At 65.9% G+C, this 19,410-nt stretch carries 21 protein-coding genes; 12 read left to right on the top strand and 9 right to left on the bottom strand.

The features are described 5' to 3' along the window. Positions 1-61: 61 nt before the first annotated feature. The gene (locus ABD729_RS12735; RefSeq protein ID WP_344710839.1) at positions 62-538 is read right to left on the bottom strand and encodes a VTT domain-containing protein; all 477 of its coding nucleotides are present in this window, start codon (positions 536-538) and stop codon (positions 62-64) included. Positions 539-650: 112 nt separating this feature from the next. Between ABD729_RS12735 and ABD729_RS12730 the strand changes: the two genes are divergently transcribed. Beyond that, the gene (locus ABD729_RS12730; RefSeq protein WP_344710837.1) at positions 651-1,085 is read left to right on the top strand and encodes a nuclear transport factor 2 family protein; all 435 of its coding nucleotides are present in this window, start codon (positions 651-653) and stop codon (positions 1,083-1,085) included. 1 nt (position 1,086) lies between these two features. On the opposite strand, the gene ABD729_RS12725 is transcribed toward ABD729_RS12730, so the two are convergent. Both ABD729_RS12725 and ABD729_RS12720 read right to left on the bottom strand, forming a co-directional pair. Next, positions 1,087-1,302, bottom strand: a complete 216-nt coding sequence (locus ABD729_RS12725) for a helix-turn-helix domain-containing protein (RefSeq protein ID WP_344710835.1) — start codon at positions 1,300-1,302, stop codon at positions 1,087-1,089. A 15-nt stretch (positions 1,303-1,317) separates the two neighbouring features. After that, entirely contained in the window at positions 1,318-1,656 is a 339-nt protein-coding gene (locus ABD729_RS12720; protein ID WP_344710833.1) for a P-II family nitrogen regulator, read from the bottom strand. Between the two features lie 74 nt (positions 1,657-1,730). Here ABD729_RS12720 and ABD729_RS12715 point away from each other — a divergent pair, with 74 nt between their 5' ends. After that, entirely contained in the window at positions 1,731-2,477 is a 747-nt protein-coding gene (locus ABD729_RS12715) for a phosphocholine cytidylyltransferase family protein (RefSeq protein ID WP_344711452.1), read from the top strand. 7 nt (positions 2,478-2,484) lie between these two features. Here the strand turns inward: ABD729_RS12715 and map are convergent, their stop codons facing one another. Then, complete coding sequence (map, locus tag ABD729_RS12710) at positions 2,485-3,312, bottom strand: type I methionyl aminopeptidase (RefSeq protein ID WP_344710832.1); 828 nt, start codon at positions 3,310-3,312, stop codon at positions 2,485-2,487. Positions 3,313-3,358: 46 nt separating this feature from the next. Here map and ABD729_RS12705 point away from each other — a divergent pair, with 46 nt between their 5' ends. Both ABD729_RS12705 and ABD729_RS12700 read left to right on the top strand, forming a co-directional pair. Then, positions 3,359-4,810 carry a S41 family peptidase gene (locus ABD729_RS12705; RefSeq protein ID WP_344710830.1) on the top strand — a complete coding sequence of 484 codons (1,452 nt, stop codon included), beginning with the start codon at positions 3,359-3,361 and terminating at the stop codon, positions 4,808-4,810. 38 nt (positions 4,811-4,848) lie between these two features. After that, positions 4,849-5,607 (top strand): competence/damage-inducible protein A, encoded by a 759-nt coding sequence (locus tag ABD729_RS12700; RefSeq protein WP_344710828.1) that lies wholly within the window; start codon positions 4,849-4,851, stop codon positions 5,605-5,607. Here ABD729_RS12700 and ABD729_RS12695 read toward each other — a convergent pair. Further along, positions 5,580-5,873, bottom strand: a complete 294-nt coding sequence (locus ABD729_RS12695; protein WP_344710827.1) for a hypothetical protein — start codon at positions 5,871-5,873, stop codon at positions 5,580-5,582. The two genes, ABD729_RS12700 and ABD729_RS12695, sit on opposite strands and share 28 nt — an antisense overlap. 27 nt (positions 5,874-5,900) lie before the next feature. After that, positions 5,901-6,275: a DUF4440 domain-containing protein gene (locus ABD729_RS12690; protein ID WP_344710825.1), complete on the bottom strand. Its 375-nt coding sequence runs from the start codon at positions 6,273-6,275 to the stop codon at positions 5,901-5,903. Positions 6,276-6,385: 110 nt separating this feature from the next. Between ABD729_RS12690 and ABD729_RS12685 the strand changes: the two genes are divergently transcribed. The 5 genes from ABD729_RS12685 to ABD729_RS12665 are packed head-to-tail and all read left to right on the top strand — an operon-like array spanning position 6,386 to position 12,130. Then, entirely contained in the window at positions 6,386-6,826 is a 441-nt protein-coding gene (locus ABD729_RS12685) for a MarR family winged helix-turn-helix transcriptional regulator (protein WP_344710823.1), read from the top strand. After that, positions 6,823-7,869: an HlyD family secretion protein gene (locus ABD729_RS12680; RefSeq protein WP_344710821.1), complete on the top strand. Its 1,047-nt coding sequence runs from the start codon at positions 6,823-6,825 to the stop codon at positions 7,867-7,869. The genes ABD729_RS12685 and ABD729_RS12680 overlap by 4 nt, the downstream gene beginning before the upstream one ends. Before the next feature lie 29 nt (positions 7,870-7,898). Next, the gene (locus tag ABD729_RS12675; RefSeq protein WP_344710819.1) at positions 7,899-9,434 is read left to right on the top strand and encodes a DHA2 family efflux MFS transporter permease subunit; all 1,536 of its coding nucleotides are present in this window, start codon (positions 7,899-7,901) and stop codon (positions 9,432-9,434) included. A gap of 26 nt (positions 9,435-9,460) precedes the next feature. After that, complete coding sequence (locus ABD729_RS12670) at positions 9,461-10,219, top strand: alpha/beta fold hydrolase (RefSeq protein WP_344710817.1); 759 nt, start codon at positions 9,461-9,463, stop codon at positions 10,217-10,219. Between the two features lie 48 nt (positions 10,220-10,267). Next, a complete protein-coding gene (locus tag ABD729_RS12665; protein ID WP_344710815.1) occupies positions 10,268-12,130 on the top strand; it encodes a M2 family metallopeptidase in 1,863 nt (620 codons plus the stop codon). 18 nt (positions 12,131-12,148) lie between these two features. On the opposite strand, the gene ABD729_RS12660 is transcribed toward ABD729_RS12665, so the two are convergent. From ABD729_RS12660 to ABD729_RS12650, 3 genes are all read right to left on the bottom strand, one after another. Continuing rightward, positions 12,149-13,213 carry an SDR family oxidoreductase gene (locus ABD729_RS12660; protein WP_344710813.1) on the bottom strand — a complete coding sequence of 355 codons (1,065 nt, stop codon included), beginning with the start codon at positions 13,211-13,213 and terminating at the stop codon, positions 12,149-12,151. Positions 13,214-13,287: 74 nt separating this feature from the next. Beyond that, positions 13,288-13,797: a hypothetical protein gene (locus ABD729_RS12655; RefSeq protein WP_344710811.1), complete on the bottom strand. Its 510-nt coding sequence runs from the start codon at positions 13,795-13,797 to the stop codon at positions 13,288-13,290. Between the two features lie 161 nt (positions 13,798-13,958). Continuing rightward, positions 13,959-14,441 carry a peroxiredoxin gene (locus ABD729_RS12650; protein WP_344710809.1) on the bottom strand — a complete coding sequence of 161 codons (483 nt, stop codon included), beginning with the start codon at positions 14,439-14,441 and terminating at the stop codon, positions 13,959-13,961. Positions 14,442-14,547: 106 nt separating this feature from the next. On the opposite strand from ABD729_RS12650, the gene ABD729_RS12645 reads away from it, so the two are divergent. From ABD729_RS12645 to ABD729_RS12635, 3 genes are all read left to right on the top strand, one after another. Beyond that, positions 14,548-15,120: a YqgE/AlgH family protein gene (locus ABD729_RS12645; protein WP_344710807.1), complete on the top strand. Its 573-nt coding sequence runs from the start codon at positions 14,548-14,550 to the stop codon at positions 15,118-15,120. Positions 15,121-15,220: 100 nt separating this feature from the next. Next, positions 15,221-18,373, top strand: coding sequence for a TonB-dependent receptor domain-containing protein (locus ABD729_RS12640; protein ID WP_344710805.1), 3,153 nt, complete (start codon positions 15,221-15,223; stop codon positions 18,371-18,373). An 82-nt stretch (positions 18,374-18,455) separates the two neighbouring features. Further along, positions 18,456-19,409 carry a 2OG-Fe(II) oxygenase gene (locus ABD729_RS12635; RefSeq protein ID WP_344710803.1) on the top strand — a complete coding sequence of 318 codons (954 nt, stop codon included), beginning with the start codon at positions 18,456-18,458 and terminating at the stop codon, positions 19,407-19,409. Position 19,410: the final 1 nt, after the last annotated feature.

The following is a 19,410-nucleotide window of genomic DNA, read 5'->3' as shown; positions in this document are numbered from 1 at the left end:
CCAGCGATTCCCCACCCGCCCGATCAGGCCAAGGGCAGGGTGAAGATTTCGCGGGAACCGATCAACCGAAGAGCAGGTGTGGACTTGCCGCCGCCAGCGTCACCGAGGGCAGCAGCCCGGCAAGGGTCGCGAGGGCGAAGGGGGTGCGGCCCATCGTCGTGATCGCGGCGCCGGCGGTGATGAGAGGGCCCGGGACGCCCGCGATCCGAAGCGCGACCACCGCGTAGGGGCCGACCTGGGTCAACCTCCGCTCCATGGGTTCGAGCCGGCTTCCGAACCTTTGCCTCAGCCGCTCGGCGCCGAACCGCCGGGTCAGGCTAAACAGGAACAGGCTCCCCGTCATCGCCCCGGCGGTAACGGTCAGAACCGCAAGCCACGGCCCCAGCAGGATGCCGCCGGTCAGGCTCATCGGGATAAGCAGCCCGGGGATCGAGCAGGCGGTGAGCATCGTCACGAGGAGGAATAGGAGCAGGGCGCCGCCGATCGTGCCGCCGATCGCGGGGAGCAGGGTCGCCAGTTCGAGATGAAAGGCTGCCAAGTCCATCACCTGTTCAATCGGTGAGCAGTGCGAGCGTTCCCGCCTTCGTGCGCGTGACGGCACATCCTATCTCTCCGTTGCCTCGCTGCAACGCGGCGCTATGAGCCGGATCATGGCGAACGAGGGGAATATGCGCATCGAGGCGCTGGAGCACCAGCTGATGCGATCGTGGATCGAGGGCGACCGCAAGGTCCTGAAGAAGCTGCTGAACAGCCGCTTCCGGCTTGTGGTCGGGGCGAGGGCGCCGGTGCTGCTCGATCGCAAGAGTCTGGTCGAGGCGGCGGGTGCGGGCTGGCGCCTGCATGGCTACCGCTTCGGGAACAGCGTCTATTCGCGCACGCTGGGTCCGTCCGCGGTGTTTGCCGCCGAACTGGAACTGAAAGCCGAGATCGACGGCAAGGACCTGTCGGGAAGCTGGTGGATGACCGATTTCTGGCGGCGCTCGGGGATCGCGCAGCGCTGGCAGCTTGCCGACCGCCAGCTCAGCCGGCTGGACGAGAACATGCAGTTTCCCGAAGCGGTGCGAAGCCTCCAGCTCTGGCGCTAGGCTAAAACGGCCGACGCTGCGCGGCGACCAGCATGCGCAAGAGCATGGCGACGGGGCGCGGCACTCCCACTTTCCCTTCCAGCCACAGCGAAACCGCCGAGCGACTGACGCCGATCGCGCCGGCAAGATCGTTCTGCGTCCGATAGCCGAGCGCGCGCATGTGGCTGCGCAGCTCGTCGGGCGCCATCGACGCGAGGCGGGGGTCAGGGGCCGTCACTGAACGTGCGTTGCCTCAGATCGCATCGGCGCCCTCGTCCCCGGTGCGGATCCGGTAGGCCTGATCGATCGGAGAGACGAAGATCTTGCCGTCGCCGATCCGGCCGGTGCGCGCGGCGGCGGCGATCGCCTCCACCGTATTGGCGACCAGGCTGTCTTCCACCACCACCTCGATCTTCACCTTGGGCAGGAAGTCGATGACATATTCGGCGCCGCGATAGAGCTCGGTATGGCCCTTCTGCCGACCGAAACCCTTGACCTCGGTGACGGTCATTCCGCTCACCCCCACTTCGTGCAGCGCGTCCTTCACGTCGTCCAGCTTGAACGGCTTGATGATCGCTTCGACCTTTTTCAACGTGCTTCTCTCCACCGGCTGTTCGGGCAGCTTAACCAGTGTCTTGGCTTTGCCGCAATGTTCCGGCAACCGCTCTGGCCATGCGTCAGGCGATCATCCTGTCGGCGGGACAGGGTTCCCGCCTCGGCCAGCTCACCAGCGAGCGGCCCAAATGTCTTATCGAGTTCGGCGGGCGGACATTGCTAGACCGCCAGCTCGACGTCGCTGCCGGCTGCGGGGTCAGCCAGGTGGTGGTGGTCACCGGCTTCAAGGACGAGGCGGTCGAGGCTGCGCTCGAACGGCGCCGCGCGGCAGGCGAGGGGCCTCACGTCCGTACGGTCTTTAACCCCTTCTACAAGGTGGCCGACAATACCGGTTCGCTGTTCGTCGCGCGCGAGGCGCTGGCGAGCGACACCTTGGTGTGGAACGGCGATACGATGGTCTCGCCCGCGCTCATGAAGAAGGTGGTGGCCAACAGCCGGCAGGGCATCTGCGTCACCATCGACCGCAAGGCCGAGGGCTATGACGCCGACGATATGAAGGTCGTCGAAGAGGGCGGCCGGCTCCGCGCGATCGGCAAGCGGCTGACCGATGCCGACGGGATCAACGCGGAATCGATCGGCCTGCTCGCCTTTCGGGGCGACGGCGCGGAACGCTTCCGGAACGCGATCGAGCAGGCGATGCGATCGCCGGAAGGGACGCAGATCTGGTATTTGCGGGTGATCCACCATCTCGCGCAGTCGAGCGATGTGTGGACGCTCGACATCGCTGGCGAGGAATGGGGCGAAGTCGACTTCCCCGAGGACGTGGCGAGGGCGGAGAAACTGGTCGCTGGCTGGTAGCCACGCCTCAATAGGGCGGGCGGTGCAGGCCCTTGGGGCTTTCGGTAAAGATCTCGCAGCCGTTCTCGGTAATCCCGATCGAATGCTCGAACTGCGCCGATAGCGAGCGGTCGCGGGTGACCGCGGTCCAACCATCGTCGAGCATCTTGCAGTCGGCGCGGCCGATATTGATCATCGGTTCGACCGTGAACAGCATCCCCGGGCGAAGTTCGGGCCCGGTGCCCGCGCGGCCGGCGTGGACCACCTCGGGGCTGTCATGGAACAGGCGCCCGAGGCCATGGCCGCAGAAGTCGCGCACGACCGAATAGCGGTTCTTTTCCGCATGGTGCTGGATGGCGGCGCTGACGTCGCCGAGGCGGTTGCCGGGCTTGGCCTGTTCCAGCCCGATCATCAGGCACTCGTAGGTGACATCGACCAGCCGCCGCGCCTTCACGCCGACATCGCCGACCAGGTACATTCGGCTGCTGTCGCCGTGCCAACCGTTGAGGATCGGCGTGACGTCGATGTTGACGATGTCGCCGTCCTTGAGCTGCCGGTCGCCCGGAATACCGTGGCAGACCACCTGGTTGATTGAAGTGCAGCAGCTGTGGGTATAGCCGCGGTAGCCGAGCGTCGCCGGGACTGCCCCGGCCTCGCGCATCATGCGGAACACCGCGTCGTCGATCTCCTGGGTGGTGACGCCCGGAGCGACCAGCGGCACCATCGCGTCAAGGATTTCCGCGGCAAGGCGGCCGGCGGCGCGCATGCCCTCGAAGGCTTCGGGGCCATGAAGCTTGATGACGCCGCTGCGGGCTTCGCTGCGGTCCTCGGGGGCGACGGTCACATATTGAGTCATGCGTGCTATGTAGGCGCGGGGCCGCCAAATGTCGAAGGAGCGTGGGGTGCGGCGCAGAACCTTTCTCAAGGCAGGCGGCGCGGCCGTCCTGAGCGGCCTTTCGGCGCGAGCCCTCGCCGCCGACCAGCCAGCCCCTCCAGATCTGGCGGGCGATGTCGCCATCCTTCGCGAAGCGCTCAAGCTTCATCCCGGGCTTTATCGCTACAACAGCCCGGCCGCATTCGAAGGCCGTCTGCAGCGGTTCGCCGCGGAGTTTTCGGCGGCGCCTAACCTCGCTGGCCGCTATCTGGCGCTCACGCGGCTGACCGCGGCGATCCGCTGCGGGCACAGCTACGGCAACTTCTTCAACCAGCGCAAAGCGGTTGCGGCCGCGCTGTTCGACCGGCCGACGCGGCTCCCGCTACACTTCGTGTGGATCGACCGGGCGATGGTCGTCGTCCGTCATCCCGGCGGCTCGCTCCAGCCCGGAACCCGCGTCCTGCGACTGAACGGGGAGGATCCCGCCCGCCTTCGCGACCGGCTGCTCCCGCTGATCCGGGCCGACGGTCACAATGACGCCAAGCGCGTTTCGCTTCTGGAAGTGCGCGGCGACGACGAGATCGAGACATTCGACGTCTTCCAGGGGCTGCTCGCACCGCCAACGGGTGGCGAGCATCGGCTGGAGGTGATCGATCCATCGGGCAGGCGGCAGACGCTGTCGCTGCCCGCCATCGGCCTTGCTGCGCGGCAAGCGACGAAGACGGGTCCCGAGGTGAAGGAGGCCGAGCCGCTGTGGCAGTGGACGATGCGGGCCGATGGGATCGCGGTCTTGACGATGCCCGGCTGGGCGCTCTGGAACAGCAAGTGGGACTGGAAGGGTTGGCTGAACGACCGGCTCGACAGCCTGAGCTGCGCCAGGGGGCTGGTGGTCGACCTGCGCGACAATGAAGGCGGGGCGGACTGCGGCGACCTTATACTGGCGCGGCTGATCGACCGGCCGTGGACCCCGCCCCTGCTGGAGCAGCGCCTGCGCTTTCGCCGTACCCCCGCAGCGCTCGACCGCTATCTCGATACCTGGGACGACAGCTTCCGCACCCTGGGGGAGAAGGCGACCGATTTGCCGAACGGCTTCTTCCTGCGTCCGGCGGGTGAGGACACGCTGTCGATCGCACCGGCGGGCAAGCGGCTGCCGGTCAGGGTCGCGGTGCTGACGGGGCCGGTGAACAGCTCCGCCACCTTCCAGTTCGCCAACAACTTCCGGGCGATCGGCGGCGGTAAGCTCTATGGGCGGACCACGGGCGGCAATCGGCGCGGAATCAACGGCGGCTGCTTCTTCTTCGTCCGGCTGCCGGCAAGCGGGCTGGAGTTCGACCTGCCGCTGGTCGGCTATTTTCCGGGCGGCAACCAGCCGGACGAAGGGCTGCGCCCGGACGTCGCCGTCATGCCGACCATCGCCGACATCGCCGCCGGGCGCGACCCGGTCCTCGATCGCGCTGCTGTCGACCTCGCCCGAGGGTGAGCTTGCCGAGGGCCGGGGGGACGCCTAGCTGCGCTGTCATGCCCGAACACAAGACCTGGACCGCCGCGCTGCTGATCATCGGCGACGAAATCCTGTCCGGACGGACGCAGGACCGGAATGTCGCGCAGGTGGCGACCTGGCTGAACGTGCAGGGGATCCGACTAGCCGAGGTGCGGGTAGTGCCCGACGTGCTGGAGAAGATCGTCGCCGCCGCCAACGCGCTGCGCGCCGAGAATGACTATCTCTTCACCACCGGTGGCATCGGGCCGACCCATGATGACATCACCGTCGATGCGATCGCCGCCGCGCTTGGCGTCGAGGTCGTCGTGCACCCGGACGCGCGTGCCATCCTCGAACGCTATTACGAGACCCGCGGCGGGGTGACCGACGCGCGGCTGCGCATGGCGCGGGTGCCCGACGGGGCCGACCTCATCGTCAACAAGGTGTCGGGCGCGCCGGGCATCCGCCACGGCCACATCTTCATCCTCGCCGGGGTCCCGCACATCGCCGCGGGAATGCTCGACGCCCTGACCGGAACCCTCGAGGGCGGGCGCCCGGTGATCAGCGTCACCCTTGGCGGCATGGTTCCCGAGAGCGAGGTCGCCGACCTGCTGCGCGAGACCGAAAGGGCGCACGAAGGCATTGCGATCGGCTCCTATCCCTTCTTCCGCGAAGGACGGGTCGGCGCCAACTTCGTCGTCCGGTCGGAAGATGCTGGCGAAGCGCAGGCGGTCGCCGACCTCCTCCAGGCCAGCATGGAAAGCGCCGGCTATTCGATCGTCATGGGCGGGGTCTGAGCGGCCCACCAGCCGGCGTAGGGCGTATTCTTCGCGAGGTGGCGGTTCCAGTCGGGCACGCCATCGGTCCACCACACCGGGCCGCGTTCACCCAGGGCGCGCTTCGCAGCATCGACCCGGGCACGGTCCCGCTTGCGGCGGGCATTCATTAGCTCCACCACCAGCTCTTGTCGCCGGACGGAATCGAGCGCCGGATTGCTGAGCCGCCACAAGCGCCCGCGAACCACGAAATAGCGGCCGTCGGGCGTTTGTGGGTATTCCGTCATGGCGCGTTTGCCGCTCTCGCAATGCGGTCAGGCGTTCGCCTCATCGACCACCGCCTTGGGCGGGACCACCTGGCTGTGGCTGACCACGGTCCAGTCTTCGTGCCCGCGGCGCATCATGGTCGAGCTCGCGTAGCAGCGGTAGGTTTCCTCGCCGCGCGTGGCTTCGACCCGATAGCCGATCACGATCAGCCCTTCCTCGGGCCGGGTCACTTTCTGGTCTGAAAAGCGCACCTGTTCCCAGCGCGGCGTGTCCTTGACCGCGGCCTTTGCCTGATCGCGCGAAAACAGGAAGGGTTCGGCGGGCAGGGCCATGACGACATTTTCATCGACCAGCTCCTCGTACACCGCGTCGCCACCCTTCCAGAGCTTCTCTTCCATCGCCCAGATACGTTCGTCTTCCATCGCTTATCCTCCTGAATTGTAGAGCTGAACGGACGGCGCGCGGGGAGGGTTCACTGGGCCAAAGGTCAGGCCTGTTGAATTAGTAAGCAACCTTACTATATGCCGCATCCATGGAACAACTGGCTTGGGATATCGGCGAAACCGCGCACTCCCTTCGTCGCGCCTTTGACCGGCGCGCGGGCGAGCTTGGCATCACGCGCGCGCAATGGCGGGTGCTGGCACGGCTCGATCATCAGCCGGGACAACGGCAGGTGGAACTGGCCGACCGCATGGACATTGAGCCGATCACGCTTTGCCGGATCATCGACAAGCTCGAGGAAGCCAAGCTGGTCGAGCGGCGGCGCGATCCGTCCGACCGGCGGGCGTGGCAGCTTTACCTGTGCGAGGGCGCGGCGCCGCTGATGAAGCGGCTTCAGGTGCTCGCAGACGATTTTTCGGCCGAGATTTTCGGCAACCTCGACCCCGCGGAGGTGGAGCGGACCAAGGCCCTGCTCGCCGCCATCCGTAGCAATATCAGCGGCATGGCGCCGCGAACGAAGGCATCGGCATGAATCAGGAAACCAAGCTCACCGGCAAGCCGCTGGTCGACGAGAGCGAGCCGGCAAAGGCACCGAACAAGGCCAGGCGCATTGCGCTGCTGCTGCTCGTGCCGCTGCTGCTGCTTGCGGGCGGCGCATGGATGTGGTGGTCGGGCCAGGGCAAGGTCGAAACCGACAATGCCCAGGTGAAGCAGGATATCACCTCGGTCGGCGCGCAGGTGTCGGGGCCGATCGCCGAGGTATTCGTCAAGGAAGGCCAGCAGGTCCGTCCGGGCCAGCTTCTGTTCCGGATCGATCCAGCGCCCTATCGCGTCGCCCTGCTTCAGGCCGAGGCGCAGCTTGCGCAGGCCCAGCTTGCAGAGCGCGAGGTCGTGACCAAGGCGGCCGGCACCGGCGCCGACATCATCGGCGCGCAAGGACAGCTGACGATCGCCCAGCGGTCGCTCGACCGGCAGTCGGAATTGCTCCGCCAGGGCTTCACCACGCGGGTCAACTATGACGCGGCGTTGGCGCAGGTTACCGCGGCCAGGACAAAGCTTGCCGAAGCGCGGGCCGATGCGGCGAATGCGCAGTCGGCGATCGCGCCGACCGGTGACCAGCCGGGCGAGCAGGCGGCGCGGGCCGCGATCGCCCAGGCGCGGCTGAACCTTGCTCGGACCGACGTTCGCGCGCCGAGCGCCGGCGTTGTCTCCAATACCGAACGGCTTCTGCCCGGTCAGCAGGCGGTGCCCGGGATCGGGCTGCTCAGCCTGGTTGGCGCCGGTGACAGCTGGATCGAAGCCAATTTCAAGGAAAAGGATCTGGCGAAGATGGCTCCCGGCCAGCGCGCACGGGTCAAGATCGACGCATATCCGGGGCTCGAGATTACCGGTCGGGTCGCCAGCATCGGCGCGGGCACGGGCAGCGAATTCGCGATCCTTCCGGCGCAGAATGCCAATGGCAACTGGGTCAAGGTGACGCAGCGCGTTCCCGTCCGCATCCGCTTCGACGGCAAGCCTGCCAAACCGATGATCGCGGGGCTGAGCGCCGCGGTCACGGTCGAAGTAGAGGATTGAGCGGCGCCCGCGCGACGCTGAGCTGACCGATGGCCGCCGCCACCAATCTCGACCGGACGCAGCACGTCCTCGTCACCACCGCGCTGATGCTCGCGGTGCTGATGCAGGTGCTCGACACCACCATCGCCAACGTCGCGCTGCCGCACATGCAGGCGAGCCTCGCCGCCACGCAGGAAAGCGTGAACTGGGTGCTGACGAGCTATATCGTCGCCTCGGCCATCGCCATTCCGATCGCCGGCTGGCTTGCGGAACGGATCGGGCGGCGCAAGCTGATGCTGATGGCGGTGGTCGGCTTCACCATCGCCAGCCTCCTCTGCGCCATCGCCACCTCGCTGCCGGAAATGGTCGCCTTCCGCATCCTCCAGGGGATCAGCGGCGCCTTCCTGGTTCCGCTCGCGCAGGCGACCATGTTCGATATCAATCCGCCCGAAAAGCACGCGCAGGCGATGGCCCTCTTCGGCGGCGGGATCATGATCGGGCCGATCATGGGGCCGGTGCTGGGCGGCTGGCTGACCGACAGCTTCGACTGGCGCTGGGTGTTTATCGTCAACCTGCCGGTCGGCGTGCTGGCCGGATTCATGCTGTGGCGCACCATGCCCGAAAGCCCGACCAACCGGCGGCCGTTCGACCTTGCCGGTTTCGCGCTCATCGCCATCGCCCTTGGTTCGCTGCAGATGTTCCTTGATCGTGGCGAGAGCCAGGACTGGTTCCAGAGCTGGGAAGTCATCATCGAGCTTGGCCTCGCGATCGGCTTTTTCTGGATGTTCGTGATCCACACGCTGACCGCCAAGGCGCCGATCTTCGAAAAGGCGATGTTCGCCGACCGCAATTTCGCGACGGGCCTCCTGTTCATGGCGGTGACCGGCGTGCTGCTGCTGGCAGGCCTTGCGCTGCTGCCGCCATTGTTGCAGCGGATGTACGGCTACAGCGTGCTGCAGTCGGGCATGCTGACCGCGCCGCGCGGTGTCGGAACGTTGATATCCATGCTCGTCGCCGGCCGCCTGGTCGGCAAGCTCGACAGCCGCTTGCTGGTGGTGATCGGGATCAGCTGCATGGCGGCCAGCCTGTGGATGATGACCGGGTTCGCGCTCGACCAGCCGGCGGGGCCGGTAATCTGGTCGGGCGTGGTGCAGGGCCTTGGCATCGGGCTGATCTTCGTCACCATGCAGAGCCTTGCCTTTGCGACGCTAAAGCCGGCGCTGCGGACCTCGGCGGCTTCGCTGCTCAACCTGTCGCGCAATATCGGCGGGTCGATCGGGATCGCCATCGTCGGCTCGCAGCTGGTGCGGATGACGCAGGTCGCGCACGCCGACATCGCCAGCCACGTGACCGCCAGCACCATCCCGACGCTGGATCCCAATTTCCTCGAACGGATCGGCCAGCAGGGAAGCGTCGCGCTTGCCGTCATCAATGCCGAGGTCACGCGGCAGGCGATGTTCATCGCCTATCTCGACGACTTCTACCTGATGATGTGGGTGACGCTGGCCGCGCTGCCGCTGGTCTTCCTGATGAAGAAGGCCGGCAAGCCGCAGGGTGGCCCCGCCGCCCATGCGATGGCGGACTGACCTCGGTTCGGGCTAGGGCGCTGCAAATGAGCGACATTACCACCCAACACTGGACCGCCTCGGACGGCGTGGACCTGGCTTTTCACGAAACCGGGTCCGGCCGTCCGGTGATCCTGGTCCATGGCCTGTTTTCCGACGCCCACCTCAACTGGGTAAAGTTCGGCCATGCCGCGAAACTGGCGGGCGCCGGGTTCCGGGTGATCATGCCCGACCTTCGCGCCCATGGCGCAAGCGGCAAGCCGCATGACCCGGCCTCCTATCCCAAGGGCATCCTTGGCCGCGACCTTGCCGAACTGGTCGCGCAGCTAGGCCTTGGCGACTATGACCTCGGCGGTTTCTCGCTCGGCAGCCGGACGGTCGTTCAAGGGGTCGGGCAGGGGCTTGACCCGCGCCGCGCCGTGCTTGCCGGCATGGGGCTGGAAGGGCTGATGGGCTGGGAGCAGCGCCATCGCTTCTTCATCGAGGCGTTCGAGAAGTTCGACGAGGCCCTGCGCGGCGACCGGCATTGGTTCGCGATCCAGTTCATGAAAAGCCAGAAGGTCGACCGCATCGCCACCCGGTTGCTCCTGGAAAGCAATTCAGGGGTCGACGACGCGATGCTGGCCGCGTTCGCCATGCCCACCATGGTGCTGTGCGGGGCCGATGATCACGACAACGGCTCCGCGCCGGCACTCGCCGAGGCACTGCCGAACGCACGCTATGTCGAGATACCCGGAACGCACACGACATCGGTGACCCAGAAGGCACTCGGCGACGCGCTGGTGGGCTTCTTGACGGAGGCGTGAAGCGGGAGCAGTGACGCGCCGATAGTCATTGGTGAAGGCGTCAAGTCGATGAAATTGGCCGCTTCTGTTTCCCTCGTTGCCCTCGCACTTGGTGCCTGCTCTGTCGCTGCGCCTGGCCCCGTCCAGACCGCTTCTTCGCAGGCGACACCGGACATGATCGTTTCGAACCAGGCGCGCACGCCCGAAGGTGCTCGCCAGTTCATCGCCGGAGTCGAAAAGGATCTGTTCGACCTCGGTGTCATCTCGGCCCGGTCGCAGTGGGTCAACGCCACCTACATCACCGATGATACCGACGCCGTCGCCGCCTATTTCGGCACCATCCAGACCGAAAAGGGCGTCAACTACGCCAAGGAAGCGGCGGAATGGTCCAAGGTCGCAGGGCTCGATCCCGACACCGCGCGCAAGCTGAACATCCTGCGCGGCGCACTAATCCTCGCGGCGCCTTCCACCCCCGGCGCGGCGGCGGAGCTCAACACCATTTCGACCCGCCTGTCGTCGACCTACGGCAAGGGCCGCGCGACGCTGAATGGCAAGGAGATCACCGGCGACGTCGCGGAAGAGCAGATGGGTGAGCTGCGCGATCCGAAGAAGACGGCCGAGATCTGGACCAGCTGGAACAACAATGTCGGACGGCCGATGCGCACCGACTATACCCGCATGGTCGAGATCGCGAACCAGGGCGCCAAGGAATTGGGCTATGCCGACAGCGGCGCGATGTGGCGGTCGCAGTACGACATGACCCCGCAGGAATTCTCGGCCATGTATGACCGGCTGTGGAGCGAGGTGAAGCCGCTCTACGACCAGCTGCACTGCTACACGCGCGACCGCCTGAACGCGAAATATGGCAATGCCATCCAGCCCCGGACCGGGCCGATCCGCGCCGACCTGCTGGGCAACATGTGGGCGCAGGAATGGGGCAACATCTACGACGTGGTCGCGCCCAAGGGGGCAGGGGACGTCGGCTATGACGTCACCGAACTGCTCAAGGCCAAGAAGAAGACCCCGACCGACATGGTGAGGATCGGGGAGGGCTTCTACACCTCGCTCGGTTTCGCGCCGCTGCCGGACACCTTCTGGAAGCGAAGCCAGATCGTCCGGCCCGAAGGCCGTGAGGTGATCTGCCACGCCTCGGCCTGGGACCTCGACAACAAGGACGACCTGCGCATCAAGATGTGCACCAAGGTCAATGGCGAGGATTTGGTCACAATCCACCACGAGCTCGGCCACAATTTCTACCAGCGCGCCTACAATCAGCAGCCCTATCTCTACCTCAACGGCGCCAACGACGGCTTCCATGAAGCGATCGGCGACTTCATCGCGTTGTCGGTGACCCCGGAATATCTGGTCCAGATCGGCCTACTCGATCGGGCCAAGGTGCCCGACGCCAGCAAGGATACCGGGCTGCTGCTGCGCCAGGCGATGGACAAGGTCGCGTTCCTGCCCTTCGGCCTGATGGTCGACAAGTGGCGGTGGGGCGTGTTCGACGGCTCGATCAGCCCGCAGAACTATGAGGCCGGCTGGAACCAGCTTCGCCTCCAGTATCAGGGGATCACGCCGCCGACCCAGCGGACCGAGGCCGACTTCGATCCGGGCGCCAAATATCACATCCCGGCGAGCACGCCCTACGCCCGTTACTTCCTGGCGCGCATCCTGCAGTTCCAGTTCTACAAGGCGGCCTGCGACATGTCGGGCTGGAAGGGCCCGCTCCATCGCTGCTCCTTCTACGGCAACAAGCAGGTCGGCCAGCGGCTGAACGCGATGCTGGAAATGGGCGCGAGCAAGCCCTGGCCCGACGCGCTGGAGGCCTTCACCGGCAGCCGCGAGATGAGCGGCAAGCCGATGCTGGAATATTTCGCTCCGCTGCAGCGCTGGCTGGAAGAACAGAACAAGGGCAAGACCTGCGGCTGGTAACCACCCGCGGGTTTCCGCCTAGCTCATTCCGGCGGCCTTGATCCGGCGCTCGGCCTCGGCCGTGCCGATGTCGCGGTTTTCCTCTCGTGCCCACAGGAACAGCGCGCCCGCCGCCATCGAACCGAGCACGGCCGCGGCGGCAACCGGGTGCATCTGGGCTTCGAGGAATAGCGAGGTCTTGCGTTTGAATGGCTGCTGATTGCCCTCGACCCGGCCATCGCGGCGCGCTTCGAACAGATTGTCGCTGGTGCCTGGCGCGGGCGGGATGTCCGAGGTCTGGCTGACCTCGCCGCCCAGCAGCTCCATCCCCTTGTCGGCAAGCCGCGGAAGGGCAGGCGCGAAGGTCGTCAGCGCAAGTCCGCCGCCACCGACGATCAGCGTCCGGCGCTGCTTCGCGGCTGCAAAGCAGATCGCCTTGGCGACCAGTTCCGCGTCGTAGAGCGGCGGGGGCAGGCGGGCAGGTTGGCCGAGCTTGTTGCGGGCATGTTCGGGATACATGGTGTCGATCGCGGCCGGCTTTATCAGCGTCACGCTGACCGGTGCGCGGTCCTGTTCGAGCTCCATCCGGAGGGTGTCGGTGAACTGCATCACCGCCGCCTTCATTGCGCAATACGGGCCCTGCAGCGGGATGGCGCGGTTCGACAGGACCGACCCGATGTTGATCAGCGCGCCGCCATGGGCCCGCAGATACTTGGCGGCGGCGAGGCTGCCCTGCACCAGCCCGAAATAGCCGACGTCGAACACGCGGCGATGCTCTTCGAGGCTGACCTGCTCGACCGGGGAATAGATGGCCGCGGCGGCATCGTTGACCCAGGTGTCGACGCGGCCGAACGTCTCGAGCGCGTGGTCGAGAAGCCTCTGCGCGGCGCCTTCGTCGGCAATGTCGAGATCGAGCGCGGTCGCCTGCCCGCCCTTGTTGCGGATCGCGACCACGGCCTCGTCGAGCGCCTCGGCGTTGCGCGCGGCAAGAACCACCCGGGCGCCCGCCGCGGCGGCACGGCGCGCGGTGGCGAGGCCAATCCCGCTTGAGGCACCGACGATCACCATCACCTGATCCGACAGGGGTTTCAGCGACAAGGACATGGGTTCGATGCTCCAGACATGAAAAGGGGCGCCGGAAGACCGCCCGGCACCCCTGATCAATTCATTGCGGGCCCTTAGGCTCCGTAAGCGATGCTACCGGCTTTCGTCTGCTCCTTGGCGGCGGCGTCGAGGCCGTTGTCGCCGGTCTTGCCGCCGTCGCTGGTTTTGCCCGTCGTGGTCGGCTTGCTGGTGCCGGTTGGCTGGTCGGCACGATTGACTGCTGCAGTGCCGCCGGTGCTCGACGCGCTGGTGCTCGTGCCTGCGTTGGCAAGCGCCGCGGCCTGGACTGCCGAGGGGCTGGTGCCACCTGTGACCGCGTCTTTCCCGGCACTGCTGCTGGGCGAATGGCCGTCCTGCCGATCCTGGCCCCAGTTCATCAGCGGCTTGTCTCCCTTGCCGCGGGTGAGGAAGAAAGCGGCGGCGCCTGCGGCAACGGTCGCCAGCGCGGCTGCCGTATAGGGGCGTTCCTTCACAGTATCGATCACTTTGTCGCGGCGGCGGTCCCGGCCTGCGGCGCCGGTGCGGCGACGCTGGGTCTGGTGACTGCGGCTATCGTAGGTTTTGGTATCGTCGTTCCTGGCCATGCCCTGTCCTTTCAGTACGCGAAGGTGTCAGGGTGGGGAACGAGCGTAGCGGGGGCTTGTTGCGAGGGCTCGGTGCGCCTTGCGCCATCATGTGCTTTGGAAAGGGCCGGAGCCCGCCGCTCCCGTGAGGGGCGCCGGGTCCCGGCCAGTCAATTACCGTCTTACAGTTGTTCGAGCAGCGTTTCGGCGCTCGACGCGCGATATTCGCCGGGAGCCTCGACGTTCAGCTGCTCGACCACGCCGTCGTTGACGATCATTGAGTAGCGCTGCGAACGCACCGCGCCCATGCCGAACTTGGAACCGTCCATGGTCAGGCCGAGCGCCTCGGCGAGCTGGCCGTTGCCGTCGGCGATCATGGTGATGTCCTCGCTGCCCTGTTCTTTGTTCCACGCGGCCATCACGAACGCGTCATTGACGCTGGTGCAGGCAATCTCGTCGACGCCCTTGCCCTTCAGATCGGCGGCCTTCTCGACATAGGAGGGGAGGTGCTTGGCCGAGCAGGTCGGGGTGTAGGCACCCGGAACCGCGAAAAGGGCGACCTTGCGGCCACCGAAGAACTCGCCGGTGGTGGTCGGCTTCGGGCCTTCGCTGGTGGCGATGACGAGGGGCATGTCGGGGATGCGGTCGCCGTTCTTGATGGTCATGGGGGCTCCTTGCCTATCGGTGCAGGTGATCTGAAAGGGCGCTCTATCCGCCGTTCGTTACGCCAACAAGGCTTGTAAGCCGGAGCCGTAATGGCATGGTGAGGCCATGCCGGACGCTCTCTTTCTTTCCGGAAAACTGCTGCTTGCAATGCCCGGGATGGCCGACCCGCGCTTCGAACGAAGCGTGACGGCGCTGTGCGTCCATGACGAAAACGGGGCGGTGGGGATCGGAATCAGCCACAAGCGCGCCGGAATTCGGCTGCGCGGCCTCCTCAAGCAGCTTGACCTCGATCCGGGGGAAGTGCCCGATGCCGCCATCCACCACGGCGGACCGGTCGAGCCTGGGCGGGGGTTCGTTCTTCATTCGGACGATTGGGGCGGCGAGGACACCCTTCAGGTGATCGGGCCGTCGGGCAAGCTGTGGGCGATGACCGGGACGATCGACGTTCTTCGCGCGATTGCGGAAGGGCGGGGCCCGTCGCGCTGGCTGGTCGCGCTTGGCTATGCGGGCTGGGGCCCCGGGCAACTCGAGGACGAGATGACCCGCCACGGCTGGTTCGCGGCCGCCGGAAGCCCGGCGATCCTGTTCGACACGCCCACCGACGAACGCTGGTTTGCCGCCTTCAAAGCCGAAGGGATCGACCCGCGATTGCTCGCCAGCGAGACCGGCGCGGCGTAATCCTCTGTTTGTGTTGCATTTGTGACACGCCGTTTTTGGGAAGGAGGCGTTAGAGGCTCGGGCGCGATCAATTCGCGAATTGAGCAAAGAGGTTTATTGAATGGGTAAGTTTTCGTTTCTCGGCACGACAGCCCTGCGTGGCCTGTCGGCTGCGACGCTCCTGATCGGCGGCGCTTCGGCCGCCCAGGCGCAACAGACGGCGCAGGATCAGCAGCAGGAGACCGCTCCTGCGACCCCGGCCACTCCGACCAGCGAGCAGGAAGCTGAATCCGGCACCCAGGCTCAGGGCACCGAAGTCGTCGTCACCGGTTCGCGCATCCGCCGTCCCAACCTCGACTCGCCGGTTCCGGTGACGTCGGTTGGCGGCCAGGAATTCTTCGAGACGGGTAACGTTTCGGTCGGCGACACGCTGAACGACCTTCCGGCGCTTCGCAGCACCTTCAGCCAGGCGAACTCGACCCGCTTCCTCGGCACCTCGGGCCTCAACCTGCTCGATCTTCGTGGTCTCGGAACCGTCCGCACCCTGGTGCTGGTCAACGGCCGTCGTCACGTCGGCGGCGACGTCCTGAACTACGGCGTCACCCCGGACGTCAACACGATCCCGACCGACCTCATCGACCGCGTCGACGTCGTCACCGGCGGCAACTCGGCCGTTTACGGTTCGGACGCCATCGCGGGTGTCGTGAACTTCATCCTCAAGGATAACTACGAAGGCCTGCAGCTCCGCGGCCAGAGCGGTATCTCGAAGTACGAAGACGCCGGCGCCAGCTTCGTCAGCGTTCTCGCCGGCAAGAACTTCGCCGACGGTCGCGGCAACATCGCGATCAACGCCGAATACGCCCGTCAGGACCAGTATTTCGGTTCGCAGCGCCCGTGGCTGCGCAGCCAGGACGGCTATGTCGTGGTCGACACCGACCCGGCCGGCCTCACCAACGGCAGCGATGGCGTGTTCGATCGCGTCTACTTCCGTGACATCCGCAACTCGGGCCTGTCGAACACCGGCGTGATCCGCTTCGGCGGCAACGCGACCCTTAACGGCGGCACCGACACGTCGGGTGCGTTCTTCAACGTTCCCTTCATCTTCAATCGCGACGGCACCCTGGTTCCGATCACCGGCCAGCGCGTCGGCATCGGTCCCAACGGCAGCTTCATTGGCGGCAACGGCGAGAATTTCCGCGGGGGCAACCAGTTCCAGCTGTCGCCGAAGCTCGATCGCTACAACGTCAACCTGATCGCCCACTTCGAAATCACGCCGGCCCTTGTGCCGTTCGTGGAAGCGAAGTTCTCGCGCACCAACACAGCGGGCGTGGGCAGCAGCGGTCCGGCCTTCATCACCGGCGGTACGCTGGGTGACAGCCGCGAGCAGATCCGCTTCGACAACCCGTACCTGACCGCTCAGGCGCGTTCGGTCATCACCGCGCAGCGTGCCCTTGCAGGCCTGTCGGCGCCGACTGCCACCACCCGCCTCAGCGTTCGCGAGAACCTCGAAGGGCTCGGCGGCCGTTACGAAATCGCCAAGCGCGACACGTACCGGATCGTCGGTGGTCTTCGTGGTACCTTCAACGACGACTGGACCTACGAAATCTCGGGCAACTATGGTCGCCTGAAGGAAACCACGTCGATCAACGGCAACCTCGACATCCAGCGCTTCCTGCTGGCGAACGATGCGGCGATCAATCCGGCCACCGGCACCATCCAGTGCCGTTCGCAGTTCAGCACTGCGGCGCGGATCGGCTACATCGACGAGGGCGCTCGCCTGGCGAACGACATCGCACAGTGCGTTCCGATCAACGTCCTTGGCGGCAACTTCACCCAGGCCCAGCGCGACTACGTCCTGCTGGACTCGGTTGCGGTCGGCAAGACCGAGCAGATCGCTGGTCTGGCCTTCGTGTCGGGTGACACCAGCCAGTTCCTGAACCTCCCGGGCGGTCCGGTCGGCTTCGTTGTCGGCGGCGAGTATCGTGAGGACAACCTCTTCTACAACCAGGACGAAGAGGTTCAGGCCGGTTACACCTTCTACAACGCCATTCCGACCTTCCAGGCGAAGAAGTCGAAGGTGAAGGAAGCGTTTGCGGAAATCCGCATCCCGCTGCTGAAGGACGTTCCGTTCTTCAACACGCTGGAAATCAGCGGTGCAGGCCGCGTGTCGGACTATAATCTCGGCAACACAGGGACGGTCTACGCCTACAACGCCAGTGCCGTCTGGGCGCCTGTCCGTGATCTCCGGATCCGCGGCAACTACGCCCGTTCGGTGCGTGCTCCGAACCAGAGCGAACTCTTCTCGCCGCTTGGCCAGAACTTCGCTCCGGGCTTCGGCGATCCGTGCTCGGCGCGTAACATCGGTACCGGTTCGACCAACCGCGCTGCCAATTGTAAGGCGGCCGGCATCCCGACGACGTTCGACTACGCGTATCCGAACGGTTCGCTCGAAACGCTGAGCGGCGGTAACGGCGACCTGGCTGCTGAAAAGGCGGACAGCTACACCGTCGGTTTCGTCGCCACCCCGCGGTTCATTCCGGGCTTCTCGTTCTCGGTCGATTTCTACGACATCACCGTGAACAACGTCATCACCACGCCGAGCGCTCAGCAGATCGCCAACGCGTGCTATGACGCGGCGAACCTGCAGAACCAGTTCTGCGCCCTGTTCCAGCGTGCTGGAGCGAACGGTGCGGCTTCTGGCGAAGAACCGTTCCAGATCATCGAAGGCAGCCTCGTTCAGCAGCCGCTGAACTACGCGAAGCTCAAGGCCCGCGGCCTCGACTTCGAAATCGGCTATCGTCGTGATCTCGGCTTCGGTCGTCTCGACACGCGTCTTACCTACACGCGCGTCCTGAAGCGTTCGGACTTCCTCAACCCGGCCGAACCGAACCGGGAAGACGTGGTCCGCTTCGAGCTGGGCGATCCGCGCGACGCGTTCAACTGGAACAACTCGCTCAAGTTCGGCAACATCACTGCCGGCTACCAGATGCGCTACATCGGCAAGCAGGTCCTGAATACCTACGAGGATTACTTCGCGGTTCAGGGTCGTCCGCCGGAGAACGCGGACTTTGCTGACCGCAAGTTCTACCCGCAGCGCTTCTACCACGATGTCCGCCTGGGCATCGATGCGACGAGCAAGTTCAACTTCTACCTCGGCGTAGACAACCTCGCCAACACCAAGCCGCCGCTCGGCGCGACTGGTATTGGCGGTGGCAGCGCGATCTGGGACAACCGTGGTCGCTTCTTCTACGCGGGCGCCGTCGCCAAGTTCTGACGTTTGCCTGATTGAACAATGGGAAAGGCCGGGCTCACCCCCGGCCTTTCTTGTTGGTGGACTTCATCTATACGCCCTCGTCATGATCGATGAGGCTTACGCGCTGGCTGAACGCGGATCGGCTGACGAGGCGGTGCGGTTGCTCGAGCGCTCCGGACAGGACGGCGAGGCTGCGGCCTGGCTCGAGCTGGGCGCCTGGTTCCTGTCGGGACAGATCATCAGACGCGATCTTTCGCGCGCCCGCGAATGCTTCAGGCTGGCTGGCGACGGCGGCGATGCGCAGGGCGCGACCCTTTATCGCAATTTCCTCGGCATCGGCGTCGGCGGCGATCGGGATTGGCCAGGGGCCGTTGCGCTGCTTCGGCGCGCGGCAGGCACCGACCGCGACGCGGCGGCGCAACTTGCCCTGCTGGAAGCGATGGCACTCGATCCCGAAGGCGATCCGTCGACAACCTTCGCGCCGCGGGAGCTCAGCGCAGCACCTCATGTCGCCTCTTTCGAAGGCTTCCTGACTGCGGCGGAATGCGACTATCTCGTGAACCTGGCGCTGCCGATCATGCAGCCCTCGGTCGTGGTCGACCCCCGGTCCGGGGCGATGCGGCCTGACCCGGTCCGCACGTCGCATGCGGCGATGCTTGCCTGGGCGGACGAAAATCCGCTCGTCCATGCTCTCAACCGGCGGATCGCGGCGGCGAGCGGGACAGCAGTCACCGCCGGCGAGCCGTTGCAGCTGCTGCGCTATACGCCGGGGCAGGAATATCGGCCGCATTTCGATGCGTTGCCGAATGTGACCAACCAGCGTGTGCTGACGATGCTGGTCTATCTGAATGAGGACTACGAGGGCGGGGCGACGAGCTTCCCGAAGAGCGGCCTCAGCTATCGCGGCAAGACCGGCGATGCGCTGTTGTTCCGCAACGCGCTTGGCGACGGCCGTCCCGATCCCGCTTCACTGCATGCCGGTGCGCCGGTGACCCGCGGGACCAAATATCTCGCCAGCCGCTGGATCCACCAGCGCGAATTCATGCCGATGCGTTGAA

Origin of the sequence: Sphingomonas humi (assembly GCF_039536725.1) — a bacterium.
Taxonomy (GTDB): domain Bacteria; phylum Pseudomonadota; class Alphaproteobacteria; order Sphingomonadales; family Sphingomonadaceae; genus Sphingomicrobium; species Sphingomicrobium humi.
The sequence above is the reverse complement of the archived record's forward strand: the minus strand, read 5'-3'. Positions and strand labels throughout refer to the sequence as shown.

Coding starts and splice junctions, on each gene's coding strand:
- ABD729_RS12690 (WP_344710825.1), bottom strand. CDS start 6,275: ATGGAAGACGAACGTATCTGGGCGATGGAAGAGAAGCTCTGGAAGGGT.
- ABD729_RS12730 (WP_344710837.1), top strand. CDS start 651: ATGGCGAACGAGGGGAATATGCGCATCGAGGCGCTGGAGCACCAGCTG.
- ABD729_RS12680 (WP_344710821.1), top strand. CDS start 6,823: ATGAATCAGGAAACCAAGCTCACCGGCAAGCCGCTGGTCGACGAGAGC.
- ABD729_RS12635 (WP_344710803.1), top strand. CDS start 18,456: ATGATCGATGAGGCTTACGCGCTGGCTGAACGCGGATCGGCTGACGAG.
- ABD729_RS12670 (WP_344710817.1), top strand. CDS start 9,461: ATGAGCGACATTACCACCCAACACTGGACCGCCTCGGACGGCGTGGAC.
- ABD729_RS12675 (WP_344710819.1), top strand. CDS start 7,899: ATGGCCGCCGCCACCAATCTCGACCGGACGCAGCACGTCCTCGTCACC.
- ABD729_RS12665 (WP_344710815.1), top strand. CDS start 10,268: ATGAAATTGGCCGCTTCTGTTTCCCTCGTTGCCCTCGCACTTGGTGCC.
- ABD729_RS12650 (WP_344710809.1), bottom strand. CDS start 14,441: ATGACCATCAAGAACGGCGACCGCATCCCCGACATGCCCCTCGTCATC.
- ABD729_RS12640 (WP_344710805.1), top strand. CDS start 15,221: ATGGGTAAGTTTTCGTTTCTCGGCACGACAGCCCTGCGTGGCCTGTCG.
- ABD729_RS12645 (WP_344710807.1), top strand. CDS start 14,548: ATGCCGGACGCTCTCTTTCTTTCCGGAAAACTGCTGCTTGCAATGCCC.
- ABD729_RS12685 (WP_344710823.1), top strand. CDS start 6,386: ATGGAACAACTGGCTTGGGATATCGGCGAAACCGCGCACTCCCTTCGT.
- ABD729_RS12660 (WP_344710813.1), bottom strand. CDS start 13,213: ATGTCCTTGTCGCTGAAACCCCTGTCGGATCAGGTGATGGTGATCGTC.
- ABD729_RS12695 (WP_344710827.1), bottom strand. CDS start 5,873: ATGACGGAATACCCACAAACGCCCGACGGCCGCTATTTCGTGGTTCGC.
- ABD729_RS12700 (WP_344710828.1), top strand. CDS start 4,849: ATGCCCGAACACAAGACCTGGACCGCCGCGCTGCTGATCATCGGCGAC.
- map (WP_344710832.1), bottom strand. CDS start 3,312: ATGACTCAATATGTGACCGTCGCCCCCGAGGACCGCAGCGAAGCCCGC.
- ABD729_RS12655 (WP_344710811.1), bottom strand. CDS start 13,797: ATGGCCAGGAACGACGATACCAAAACCTACGATAGCCGCAGTCACCAG.